The organism is Sediminibacterium sp. FW305-C-49 (assembly GCF_058231085.1).
In genome coordinates this window covers 771062-784790 of sequence record NZ_JBIQXS010000001.1, presented here as the reverse complement: position 1 = coordinate 784790, position 13729 = coordinate 771062, and the positions used below count along the sequence as shown (strand labels likewise).

Genomic DNA, 13729 nt, shown 5'->3' with positions numbered 1-13729 from the left:
ATCGCCGCTTTACTGTTTATACGGTGGTTGTTTCTTCGTAAGTGCTTCTGAAATAGTCATCCACATATTCACTTGGCGATTTACCAATGACTGTTTTGAATACACGGTTAAAGTTGGTAACAGTGTTAAAACCACAGTTGTAAGCAATAGTAGAGATACTTACACTGTCGCTGTCGCCGGTAGTTAATTTTTTACAGGCTTCATTGATACGTACTTCATTCAGAAAAGAAACAAATGTGTGTAGTGTTCTCTTCTTAAAATAACGGCAGAAAGCCTGAGGTGTCATATGCGCCTGTTGAGCCACATCTTCGAGTGTAATGTTTTTGGCGTAGTTGGCCATGATATAATGGTAAATATGACTGAGCCTGATACCATCGTGCTCGCTAACTGTGGTAAGATTGGAGATACTTGATAATTCTTTCAGCTTTGGAATGCTGGTAAATTTTTTCAGTAAGTCAATAAATGCAATCATCTGGTCGGTGCTGTGGCTCTTGCTTACCTGCTGAATTTTATGAGAAATATCTGAGACCTGTTCTGAAGGTACAATGAAACCATTGTTATGCTTCTGCAGAAAAGTCTGTATATGCTTCATTTCAGCAAGATCGAAAAGCGAAGCGAGTTTGCCATTGGGATTGAAATGAATGGTGATGGCCTGTACCTTTCTTTTACTTTTTGCTGAAAAGTACATGGGGTCGCTTTTAAATACATGTGGCTGGTTGGCGCCCAGATAATAAATTTCGTTCGGCCCAAACGGATACATGTTATTATCGACTACCAATGTGCCTTCTCCCTTCTGAATCCAGGTAAGTTGAATTTCATCATGCCTGTGCAGGTGTGGGTAGAAATAAGGCAGCAGGTCGTGCTGTACAATAATGTTCTTGTCGCCTGGAACGGGTATGGTAAATTGTAAGACTTTCATCAATGGGGGTTTATGTAGGTCTGGGCCCTGTCAAACAATAATAACCAATATTATCATTTCTCAGGGTTCTGGTATCAATAGACAGTTAAGATATTAGATATGCTGCGTGGTTTTCACATTTTAGAAACTTGTATTTGACAGCCTTTTTTTAATTCTTCATGGGAAAGTTAATTTAATCGTTTGGTGCTGAACGCAATAACAGTACATTTAGTGTCAAAATAACGTTTATTTTTTCCTATATTTGAGAAAGCGGGCATTGATGAAAAGCTGACTTTCGATATAGGGTTAAAATAGCCGTGTATTAACCTTATTATACCAGAATTTTACCCGGAACGATAGACCAGGCTTGATTTGGTGAGTTATGCAGTGATGGAGGAAATGGAAACAGGGAGTAGTAATTCATGCAAAGAATAAGTAGGTAGGCATTCAACAGGTTAAATTAATGGATGAAGGCTAAAAATAGAAGATGAAGCTGATCTAATCTGTTGATCATGGGTTGTTGGGTGGGGCATAACAGCAGAGGGATATTTTAATATATTAGATGAATGAAAGAATAGAGAAGGTGAAGCTGTCAAATAAAAATAAACCCGGTTGCTCCACGAGTACGTTTTTGATTGTAATACTGTAGAATTGGGCCAAAAGAAAAGAAATAATAACCCTAATGGTACAAGACATTTCAAAAACAGTTAAAATCGGTATAGAATTTATTAATACAGAAAAACAGGCCCCCTAAAGTTCCTGTTAGTTTTGCTTTTATAAATTATTCAGTATGGCTAATATAACATGGAAAGGTGTTTATCCGGCACTGCTTACTCCATTCAAAGCGGATGACTCTGTAGATTTCGAAGTGTATAAAACGAATCTGCAGGCCCAGATGGATGCGGGTGTAGATGGTATCATTCTCGGCGGTTCTTTGGGTGAGGCAAGCTCTTTATCGAATGAAGAGAAAAGAGATTTGTTATTCTATTCAAAGGAGATCGTACCCAAAGATTTTCCAGTGATCATTAATATCGCTGAGCAAACCACCAAGGCGGCTATACAGCTCGCACAGGATTCTGAAAAAAATGGTGCCGATGGTTTGATGTTATTGCCACCGATGCGTTATAATGCCGATAGCAAAGAAACACTTGAATATTTTAAAGCTGTGGCAACAGCTACTGCTCTGCCTATTATGATTTATAACAACCCCGTTGATTATAAAATAATGGTAACGCTTGATATGTTTGAAGCCATGGTGCCTTATAAAAACATCCAGGCAGTAAAAGAATCAACACGTGATGTGTCGAATGTAATACGTATGCACAACCGTTTTGGGGATCGTTTCAGCGTACTTACAGGAGTTGATCCGCTGGCCATGGAAAGTTTATGTATAGGTGCCGATGGATGGGTAGCCGGACTGGTGGATGCATTTCCTGCTGAAACCGTTGCTATCTACCGCCTGGTAAAAGCAGGTATGATTGATGAGGCATTAAAAATTTATCGTTGGTTCCTGCCTGTACTCGAACTGGATATACACCCGAAACTTGTTCAGTATATTAAACTGGCTGCACAACATACTGGTATTGGTACTGCGCATGTAAGAGCACCACGTTTACCATTGGAAGGCGAAGAATTAAAAGCGGTAACCGCTGTAATTGAAAAAGCATTGGCAACACGTCCGGTATTGCCAGATTATTTGAACCTGAAACATAAGAAGGATGCTGCATGGGCATAATGTCATCGGATTTGATACAACAAAAAAAGGCGCTGAAACATTTCAATCGTTCAGCACCCTTCAGGGAACAGTTCTCCCCGAATTATTTCATATAGCAACAAACGAAGAGATCGAAGCAGCTATCGCAAAAGCGGTAGCTGCTTTTGATATTTACAGTAAAACCAATTTTCAGCAACGTGCTACTTTTTTGGAAGCCATTGCTGAAGAAATTTTACTGATCGGCGATGAGCTGCTCGAACGAACCAATCTTGAAACAGGATTACCCCTGGCAAGGTTAACAGGCGAGAGAGACAGAACCATGAACCAGTTAAAGCTCTTCGCAGCTTTACTCAGAGAAGGTTCATGGGCCGATGCTGTTATAGATACCGCTTTACCCGATCGTAAACCCCTGCCAAGATCAGATTTGCGCAGGTTGTTACAACCCGTTGGTCCGGTAGTGGTGTTTGCCGCAAGTAATTTTCCATTTGCATTTTCTACAGCAGGTGGAGATACGGCTTCTGCATTAGCTGCGGGATGCCCTGTACTTGTAAAAGCACATAGCTCACACGCAGGCACCAATGAACTCATGGCTTCTGCCATACAGGCTGCGGCCAAAAAAACAGGCATGCCCGATGGTGTATTTTCATCACTCAATGGTGAAGGTGCCACACTCGGTCAGCAACTGGCCATGGAACCAGCTATCAAAGCCATCGGATTTACCGGCTCATACCGTGCTGGTATGGCATTGTATGCAACAGTAACACAGAAAAGAAAAGAACCCATACCCCTGTATGCTGAAATGAGCAGCATCAATCCGGTAGTATTGTTGCCTGAAACACTCGCTGCCAGAACAACTGAAACTGCAACAGCCATTGCAGGATCCATGACATTGGGTGTTGGTCAGTTTTGCACGAACCCTGGTTTATTGTTTGTCATTAAATCACGTACAACAGATGCTTTTACAGAATCACTTGTTGCGGCACTGTCAAATGCAGCAGCAGGTACCATGCTCAACCAGACTATCTGCAAAAGTTATTACAACGATCGCAACAAAACGGCACAGGCAAAAGGAGTGAAGCAATTATACGCAGGAGAAGATCTGTCATCTTCTTATAAAGCTAGTCCTGCATTATTATCGGTGTCTGCTGCTGATTTTATTGCAGATGCATCTTTACAGGACGAAGTTTTTGGCCCTTGTTCCATGTTGGTTGTATGTGATGATAAAGCACAATTGGATGCGTCATTAAAAACACTCCACGGACAATTAACCGGTTCTGTATTCGGGAACACCGAAGAATTAACCATCTATACTTCAACGATCGATATTTTGCAGCAGAAGGTTGGCCGACTCATCTTCAATAATGTTCCAACGGGTGTGGAAGTATGTCATGCCATGGTGCATGGCGGTCCTTTCCCGTCAACCACAGATGCAAGAACAACTTCTGTAGGAACAGAGGCGATCAGAAGATTTGTACGACCTGTTTGTTACCAGGACTGTCCGCAAAACTTATTGCCTTTATACCTGCAGGATAAAAACGAAGCAGGTATCATGCGTAAAGTAAATGGCACATATACCAGGGAACCGATTGTTTAGTTTTTGAATTTGATTATTACCAGATGGCACATAAAAAATTTTTTTGCATAGATGCGCATACCTGTGGCAACCCGGTTCGTCTGGTGGCAGGTGGCGGACCATTACTGGAAGGAAATTCCATGATGGAAAAAAGATTGCATTTTCTGGCTCAATATGACTGGATCAGAAAAGGATTGATGTTTGAGCCAAGAGGACATGATATGATGAGTGGAAGTATACTCTATCCACCACATGACCCGCAAAATGATATTGGCGTACTGTTTATTGAAACCAGTGGCTGTTTACCTATGTGTGGTCACGGAACCATTGGTACCATTACCATTGCCATTGAAGAAGGATTGGTGATTCCAAAAAAGCCCGGTCAGCTCCGCATTGAAACACCTGCTGGTTTAGTACTCATTGAATACAAACAGGAAGGTAAAAAAGTGAAGTCGGTAAAATTAACCAATGTACCTGCCTTTCTCTATGCTGCAGATCTTGAAGTGGAATGTCCAGACCTGGGTACCATTAAAGTAGATGTGGCTTATGGCGGAAATTTTTATGCCATCGTAGATCCTCAGACCAATTTCGCAGGCATTGAAAATTATACGGCCGATCAACTGATTTCATGGAGCCGTGTTTGCAGGAAAAGACTGAATGAAAAATATTCTTTTATTCATCCGGAGAATGAAAACATCAAGGGCCTGAGTCATTTGTTGTGGACGGGAAAAACGCTGGCGCCATCATCTGCTGCACGGAATGCGGTTTTTTATGGAGACAAAGCCATCGATCGCTCCCCATGTGGAACAGGAACATCAGCAAGAATGGCGCAATGGTATGCTAAAGGGAAACTGAAAAAAGGAGATGACTTTATACACGAAAGTATTATTGGTTCCACATTCACGGGAAGAATTGAAGCAGAAACAACTGTAAATGGTCAGCCCGCTATTGTGCCAAGTATAGAAGGCTGGGCCATTGTTACAGGATACAACACAATTATTATAGACGATGAAGACCCATATGCACATGGGTTCCAGGTTATCTGATTGTTGAATTGACAGATGTATGAAATAAGCCATGGCAAAATGGAGACAAAAGCTGAAGTATTTTTTGTCGAATTCCAGGTGGCTACAATCAATTGAAATAAACACATGAAAGCAGTAATTATTGGTGGAGGTATTATAGGCTTGAGTTCGGCTTACTATCTTGTACAGGATGGGTGGGATGTAACCATTATTGATAAAACAGATCTTACAGATAGTTGCTCTTATGGTAATCTTGGCATGATTGTACCCAGTCATTTTGTACCACTGGCAGCGCCAGGTATTGTGGCCCAGGGCATTCGCTGGATGTTTAATTCAAAGAGTCCTTTTTATGTAAAACCCTCGTTAAGCGGACAGTTGATTAACTGGGGATTGAAATTTATTAAATCAGCGAATGAAGCAAACGTAAAAAAATCGGCCAGACCACTTACCGATATCAACCTGCTGAGTAAAAAATTATATGAAGACCTGAGCAGCCAGCCAGGTTTTGATTTTGCTTTTGAAAAAAAGGGAATCATCATGTATTACAAAACGGAGAAAGTAGGGGAAGAAGAAGTGCATATGGCTGAAACAGCCAGAGGCATGGGACTCGATGTGGAAGCACTTTCAGCAGAACAGGCCCAGGCACTGGAACCACATGTACAACTGGATGTGCTGGGAGCGGTACATTATCGTTGCGATGCTCATCTCTATCCCAATAAACTGAATGAACAACTGATTCAGTACCTGAAACAGAAAGGGGTTCGTTTTGTAACCGGTAAGCCTGTTAAACAGATTAATAGAAAGGGCAATAAAATAATATCAGTACTGGTAGGAGAACAGCTGATAGATGGAGATGTATTTGTAATGGCCGCCGGTTCATGGATGCCAGCCTTGTTACAAATGGCAGGTCTGCAATTACCATTGATGCCCGGCAAAGGATATTCGTTTACGCATAAGAATACAAATAACAAGTTGCAGGTGCCATCTATTTTATGTGAAGCCCGTGTAGCCATTACACCCATGGGTAATGATTTACGTTTTGGTGGTACCATGGAAATTGCGCCAATCAATGATAAGATTAATATGAACCGTGTGCAGGGTATTGTTGAATCGGTACCGGCTTATCTACCGGGTCTTGCGATCGGGATGCCAAAGCGGGAAGAAGTATGGTATGGTTTCAGACCCTGTTCACCAGATGGTTTACCCTATATTGGTTATGGCGTTAAATATGATAACATGTTGTATGCAGGTGGACATGCCATGATGGGTTTGAGTCTGGGGCCTGCCACTGGCAAACTGATTGCAGAACTGGCTTCACGAAAACCAACAACAATTGATATAAAAGCATTTGATCCAACACGATTCGATTAATTGTCAACACCCAAAACAGCTATATGAAAAAACACACCTACTCTTTTTTGTTGCTGCTGACTGTAAGCACCGCATGTACAGTAATGCAGGAAGCTACGGCCCAGGTATCAAAAGAAGCATATGTTCCCTGTCAGGAAATGCCATCACTTATACAGGGCTTTGCAACAGATAACAGAACATTAAACAGGTTTTATACACCCGCTGTTAACAGAGGAGGTGGTGGAGGTTTTGGTGGGGGTGGCGATGCTGCTGTAGGTTCGCCCGAAAGAAACCAGCGTTTACAGCAACTGGTAAAAGATTACCAGAAAAAACTGGCAGCAGTAAATTTCAAAGGACTTTCACAGGAGTGTAAAGTAGATTATATTCTTTTCAAAAGAGACCTGGAAGACAAAGCCCAGCAATTACAGACAGAAGAAGCGGAAGTAAAAAAAATCATCAAATGGATGCCCTTTGCCAGTAAAATTTATGCGCTGGAACAAAGCCGCCGCAGAGGTCATCAACCCAATGGTGAGTTAGTAGCAAAAGAGTGGGCAGCTATTATCACAGAAATAAAAGACCTGCAGACCAAACTGAAAGCAGAAAAAGTAATTGACCCAGAATCTGTCTTTACCGCAGGTGAATTAATTAACAACATTAAAACAGCAGCACTAAGTGTATATGAATTTTACAATGGTTACGACCCTATGTTTACCTGGTGGGTACCTACTGTTCATAAATCATTGGACGAAGCCCTTACAGCATATGCCAATGTCTGGAAAAGCAAAGCCAATAGCGGTTTAACAGCTACAGATAACAGCGGTATTGTAGGTGTACAGGCAGGTAGAGATAACCTGGTAAAACAATTACAACGTGAAATGATTCCTTATTCACCAGAGGAATTAATTGATATAGCGAATAAAGAATTTGCCTGGTGTGATGCAGAAATGCTGAAAGCTGCCAAAGAAATGGGTTTTGGCAATGACTGGAAAGCAGCACAGGAAAAAGTGAAAAATATGTATGTGCCTGCAGGCAAACAACCTGAAGCCATCCTGAAATTATATACTGAGTCTATTGATTTTCTGAAGAAGAACAACCTCATCACCATTCCACCACTGGCAGAAGAAACATGGGGTATGATGATGATGTCTCCCGAACGCCAGTTGGTGAACCCCTTCTTTTTGGGTGGATCTGATATCATCATTTCCTATCCTACCAATACCATGGCATATGAAGACAGGATGATGAGTATGCGTGGCAATAATCCGCATTTTTCAAAAGCAACGGTACACCATGAACTCATTGCCGGCCATAACCTGCAGCAGTTTATGAACTCGCGTAACAGAACATACCGCAACTTCGGCACACCTTTCTGGACTGAAGGATGGGCGCTTTACTGGGAGTTGATTTTATGGGATATGCAATTTGCCAAAACGCCGGAAGACAGAATTGGTATGCTTTTCTGGCATATGCACCGTTGCGCCAGAATTATTTTCTCTCTGAATTATCATATGGGCAAATGGACACCACAGCAGTGTATTGATTTCCTTGTAGACCGTGTAGGTCATGAGCGTGCCAATGCAGAAGGCGAAGTGCGTCGTTCATTTACCGGAAGATATCCGCCTTTGTATCAACTGGCTTATTTAACAGGTGGTCGTCAGTTCTATGCATTGAAGAAAGAACTGGTAGACAGTGGTAAAATGTCTTACAAACAATACCACGATGCCGTGATCACGATGAATGCAATGCCTGTTGAAATGGTAAGGGCTATTCTTACCGGTCAGCCTTTAACGGAAGATTTCAAAACAAACTGGAGATTTTATAACGAAAAATAGCAGTCAACGCCTGTTATTCATTAATCAAATCTCTTTTTTATGAAAGCACCCTCTTTCATCAGGTATTGTATTGCCCTTGGCCTGATACTAACAATCTCTTTTGCGAAAGCACAACAAGTAACGACTTCAAATGCAGAAGCCGCAGAACTGCTGATCAGTAAATCTGGTGATCATGCCATCCGTATTACTGTAAAACCTGTTTCTTATACCAAGCCATTGCCACTAAATCCGGCCCTGGTAAGTAATGCATCGTCTGCACCTGTTCTGAAACTTCGTTCTATTGAAAAGGAAGTTCATCAGACAATCGGTCAACTAAAAGTTAGTATAACGGCAAAGCCTTTGACGGTAAAAGTTTTTAATCTGCAACAGCAACTGATTCAGCAAATCGTGTTTCAGGAAAATGGGTGGATGTCTTTTGATTTGAAAGGGAAAGAAAAAGTGCTGGGTATGGGTGAAGGTGGCCCTAAACCGGTACGTGGTGTAAACTGGAGAAACAGTGTTGTTCAATTCGACAGGCGTGGTACTATGGATAGTATGCAGCCTCGCTGGCAGGGTGATGCTTATGGTTCAAGAAATCCTGTGGCAACATTAATGGGCACGAGCGGCTGGGGACTTTTTGTAACAACGCCATGGGTATTGGTTGATATGCGTGCAACTGATAAAGGTTATTTTATTCCTTATAAACCACCGGTAACCGGACAGGCACAGACCCAACGTAACCAGGGACAAAATTTAGGAAAAGGTCTTCCGCCGGTAAGCGAAATGGTGGATGGGTTGTATGATGTATTTGTATTCGATGCAACAGACCCCACAATAATGATGCGGCAGTATGCGGCTATTACAGGCCCTGCAGTGATGCCTCCCAAATGGGCATTGGGTTATATGCAATCGCACCGCACTTTGCAGGATGATTACCAGATGACTTCGATTGTAGATACTTTCCGGATGAAGAAAATTCCTATTGATGCCGTTATTTATCTGGGAACAGGATTTACACCCAAGGGCTGGAACAAAATGCAGCCGTCATTTGAATTTAATCCAGACGTATTCAAACGTGATCCCAGGAAAGTGCTGGATCAGTTTCACGATAAAAAAGTAAAAGTAATATTGCACATGGTTCCATGGGATCGTGATGAATTACCTACTTTATATGGATCGATCCCGGCAAAAAAAAAAGAAACAACAAATTCACTTTCACATATTGCCAACTACTGGAAACAGCACGAAGGACTGGTAAAAATGGGTGTTGATGGTTTCTGGCCCGATGAAGGTGATTGGTTTAATTTACATGAACGCATTAAACGTCATCAGTTGTATTACCAGGGACATTTATCAACCAACCCCAATCTGCGCCCATGGAGTCTTCACCGTAACGGCTATCCGGGTATTGCACAATGGGGTGGATGGGTATGGTCGGGGGATACGGAATCATCCTGGAAGACACTGGAAGCACAAATTGCAGTAGGCATTAATTATTCACTGAGCATTGCACCTTTCTGGGGTTCTGATATTGGTGGATTTTATCCTGCAGAAGATTATAGTGGCGAAATGTATGCACGCTGGCATCAGTTTGCTGCATTCAATGCATCATTCCGTTCGCATGGCAGAACATGGTGGCTGCATCTTCCATGGGGTTGGGGATTAAGCAGCATGGGGCCAAAAGAAAACAGGAATAATCCGCCTGAATCTGCTCTCAATGATCCAACGATTGAACCTGTTATCAAACAGTATAACGAATTGCGTTACCAGTTAATGCCATACACTTATACGCTGGCATGGGAGGCAAGAACAAAAGGACTTCCGATGATGCGTGCATTATGGTTACATTATCCCAAAGACAGTACCGCGGCTGGTGTTGGTGACCAGTTTTTATGGGGTAAAGAAATGATGGTGGCACCGGTGTATGAAAAACAGGCAAAAACAAGATCTGTTTACCTGCCGGAAGGCATCTGGTACGACTGGTGGACAGACGAAAAAATAAATGGAGGGAAAAAAATAACGAAACAGATTGATCTTTCTGTGATGCCCTTGTATATAAAAGCAGGTGCCATTATTCCGGTTGATACAGTGAAACAGTATGTGGATGAAATGACTAATCAACCACTTCGTATAAAAATATATACAGGTACAGACGGAGAATTTGTTTTGTATGAAGACGATGGCGTAAGCCAGGATTATTTGAAAGGAAAATCAAGAACAATCAGGTTTGGCTGGAACGATAAAACAAAAACCCTTACTATTGATCCGGTTCTTCAGCAGGGTGGATTGAAACATGAGCCAAGGACATTTATAATAGAATGGGTAGCTGAACAAAAATCAAAGCTGGTAAAATTCAATACTATAAAACAGCAGATCAAATTATAATGATTGTAACTTCCTTTCTTAAACAATACAACTGATGTTCAGGCAAAGATGGATTTTGATTATTACCTGTTTAGCTGTAACAGCATTGCTGTTTCAGTTTTGTATGCAGGAAAAAAAACCGATGCAACAAGACCCGAGAGGAATGGGTTATGCAGGCTCGTCATCCTGTATCAGTTGTCATGCAGATATAACAAAGTCATATCTACAAACAGCACATAGCCGTACAACTAACCCTGCCAGTGCAGCAAATATTTTAGGTAGTTTTCATGCAGACAGTAACCGCTTTCATTACACAAGAGAACTGGAAGTAGTGATGGAAGCAAAAGAGGGAAGATTTTTTCAGACAGCATATGAAGCCGGTCAACAAAAAAACTCCTCTCCATTTGATATTGTAATTGGTTCGGGAAGAAAGGCGCAGACTTTTTTATACTGGCAGGATAGCAATGCTTACCAGTTACCTGTAACCTATTCTGTTATTGGTAAATGCTGGGTAAATAGCCCGAATTATCCGGCAGACCGTGTTCGCTTCGATCGTGTAATCCCGATTGGCTGTTTCGAATGTCATGCCTCGTTTGTGGAACGTACAGGTATGCGTGAGGAAAAAGGATACCGTGTTGATCAGTTAAATAAGAATTCGGTTATTTATGGTATTGATTGCGAAAGATGTCATGGTCCTGCTGCAGCACATGTGGCATACCAACAGGAACATCCGGCAGAAAAACTGGCCAAATATATTCTTACCTATAAAAATCTTACCAATACACAAAAGATGGAGAATTGTGCGACCTGTCATTCTGGTTTGCGTGAACCCATTCGCTCTCCTTTTCTGTTTAAACCGGGTAACCTGCTGAAAGATTTTTACCGGCCCGATACAGTTAAACAGGAACCAGCAAAATTAGATGTGCATGGTAACCAGTATCAGTTATTAATGGCCAGTAAATGTTTTAAAGGGGCCGTAGCAACCATGTCATGTGGTACCTGTCATGATCCGCATAAGACAGAGAGAAATGACCTTAAAGTTTTCTCCACCCGTTGTATGAGTTGTCATCAGCAAAACAGCAAGCAGTTTTGTAAGATGGCGCCAAAACTGGGTGCAACCATCGTTAACAATTGTATCGACTGTCATATGCCTGCAACCCCCTCCAAACTGATCAGTCTGCAAACAGAACAGGCTGGCACCATTGCCAACCTGGTTCGTTCGCACCTGATAGGTAAATATCCCAATGCAACGGTGCAGTATTTGAAAAGTGTGAGGGATTAGATTTCATGGCTCATAGCTCACTGCTCTTTTTTCTTACTAAGTAATACACTGGAATACCAAGTAAAGTAATGATCAGTCCCGGCCAGGTAAAGGCGGGTTTGAAAATAATTAAGAGAATACAGAAACTAAGCCCCATTAAAATATATATTAATGGTAACAAGGGGTATCCAAATGCTTTATACGGTCTTTCTGCATCGGGTCTTTTCTTTCTCAGAATAAAAATACCAGCGATGGTAAGCATATAGAATCCGACTACTACAAAAGAAATCATGTCGAGTAGTTGGCCATATTTCCCACTCAAACTCCAGGCGCAGGCTACTATACATTGAAGCCATAATGCATAAGCCGGTACATTGTTCTGGTTGAGTGAACCAGCTTTGGCAAAAAAGAGTTTGTCTTTGGCCATGGTATAATAAACCCTTGCACCGGCAAGAATGATTCCATTGTTACAGCCGAATGTGGAGATCATGATCATGATGGCGATGATGATGGTTCCGGCTTCACCAAAAATAACATTGGCGGCAGAAACACCTACACGGTCTTTCTCTGCATAGGCAATTTCCTGTAAGGGCAATAATGCGGTGTAGGTAATATTGGTCAGGAAATAAATAATGGTAACGATCAATGTTCCGAGAAAAAGGCTAAGACCAATATTTCTTTGCGGATTACGGATTTCGCCTGCAATAAAAGTGACATTGTTCCAGGAATCGCTACTGAATATGGAACCTACCATCGATGCAGCGATGGCGCCCACTGCAGCGAAAGTGGTATAAGTTCCCAGGCTGCCATCGCTGTTCATTGGTTTTAGTTCCCATGCATTATTCCAGTTCATATTCCAGATGTCTGATTTAAAGGCAAGAAGTCCGAATAAAATCAAACCGAATAAACTCAGCAGTTTGGTAATGGTAAAAACAGTCTGTATACGTTTACCACTTTGTATGCCCCTTGTATTGATAAAAGTGAGTACAATAATTACGAGTAAGGAAAGTAACTGAGCACGTGTAATACTGAGAAACCCGCTTTTAAATACGATGATGTCTTCACTGAAATAAGGGAAAAGATAAGCGGTGAATTTGGCGAAAGCCACTGCTACGGCGGCAATAGTAGCTGTTTGTATCACTGAAAAAAAGCTCCAGCCGAATAAAAAAGCAACCAGCGGGTTATAAGCTTCTTTCAGGTACACATACTGTCCACCCGCTTTGGGAAACATGGCACTCAGTTCGCCATAACTTAATGCTGCGGCTACTGTCATGAAACCGGTAATCACCCATACGGCCATGAGCCAGCCGGTACTACCGACATTCCGGGTAATATCGGCACTGACAATAAAAATACCTGATCCGATCATGGATCCGGCCACGATCATGGTGGCATCTAACAGTTTAAGGGATGGTTTGAATTGAGTGCTGTTACTCATAATGGGTTTTGTACGTGTGAATGAGTGTTATGTAAGTTTTATTCCATCAGTAGTTTTCAATAATGATTGGGTTAATCATCGGCTATTCCTACAGTTACGGATTTACTAAAGTTATCTGTTCATCTATTTATCTCTCTATGCAGATATAAACCAGATATTCTTTTTAATTATCCTGTTTATAATACCCGAAAATCAGCTGTAAGAATCTGACAAAATTTAAGTGTAAATATGACACAACCCCTTAATAATGAATGCTTTTGGAGGTTTGGTTTTAAACTGGTTAAAATACGTTTAG

At 41.7% G+C, this 13729-nt stretch carries 9 protein-coding genes; 7 read left to right on the top strand and 2 right to left on the bottom strand.

All coding sequences use genetic code 11. The features are described from left to right. Positions 1-16: 16 nt before the first annotated feature. Complete coding sequence (locus ACH3Z1_RS03185) at positions 17-919, bottom strand: helix-turn-helix domain-containing protein (protein ID WP_490820399.1); 903 nt, start codon at positions 917-919, stop codon at positions 17-19. Between the two features lie 769 nt (positions 920-1688). On the opposite strand from ACH3Z1_RS03185, the gene ACH3Z1_RS03180 reads away from it, so the two are divergent. The 7 genes from ACH3Z1_RS03180 (at position 1689) to ACH3Z1_RS03150 (ending at position 12017) form a co-directional block, all read left to right on the top strand. Next, the gene (locus ACH3Z1_RS03180) at positions 1689-2633 is read left to right on the top strand and encodes a dihydrodipicolinate synthase family protein (protein WP_490820398.1); all 945 of its coding nucleotides are present in this window, start codon (positions 1689-1691) and stop codon (positions 2631-2633) included. Beyond that, on the top strand, positions 2617-4206 hold the full coding sequence (locus ACH3Z1_RS03175) for an aldehyde dehydrogenase (NADP(+)) (RefSeq protein ID WP_490820397.1): 1590 nt from the start codon (positions 2617-2619) through the stop codon (positions 4204-4206). The genes ACH3Z1_RS03180 and ACH3Z1_RS03175 overlap by 17 nt, the downstream gene beginning before the upstream one ends. Positions 4207-4229: 23 nt before the next feature. Beyond that, a complete protein-coding gene (locus tag ACH3Z1_RS03170) occupies positions 4230-5231 on the top strand; it encodes a 4-hydroxyproline epimerase (protein WP_490820396.1) in 1002 nt (333 codons plus the stop codon). 105 nt (positions 5232-5336) lie between these two features. After that, positions 5337-6581, top strand: coding sequence for an NAD(P)/FAD-dependent oxidoreductase (locus tag ACH3Z1_RS03165; protein WP_490820395.1), 1245 nt, complete (start codon positions 5337-5339; stop codon positions 6579-6581). Between the two features lie 23 nt (positions 6582-6604). Continuing rightward, positions 6605-8392, top strand: a complete 1788-nt coding sequence (locus ACH3Z1_RS03160) for a DUF885 family protein (protein ID WP_490820394.1) — start codon at positions 6605-6607, stop codon at positions 8390-8392. Positions 8393-8431: 39 nt separating this feature from the next. Further along, entirely contained in the window at positions 8432-10756 is a 2325-nt protein-coding gene (locus ACH3Z1_RS03155) for a TIM-barrel domain-containing protein (protein ID WP_490820393.1), read from the top strand. A 34-nt stretch (positions 10757-10790) separates the two neighbouring features. After that, entirely contained in the window at positions 10791-12017 is a 1227-nt protein-coding gene (locus tag ACH3Z1_RS03150; RefSeq protein WP_490820392.1) for a multiheme c-type cytochrome, read from the top strand. Between the two features lie 10 nt (positions 12018-12027). Here the strand turns inward: ACH3Z1_RS03150 and ACH3Z1_RS03145 are convergent, their stop codons facing one another. Next, on the bottom strand, positions 12028-13434 hold the full coding sequence (locus ACH3Z1_RS03145; RefSeq protein ID WP_490820391.1) for an APC family permease: 1407 nt from the start codon (positions 13432-13434) through the stop codon (positions 12028-12030). Between the last annotated feature and the right edge of the window lie 295 nt (positions 13435-13729).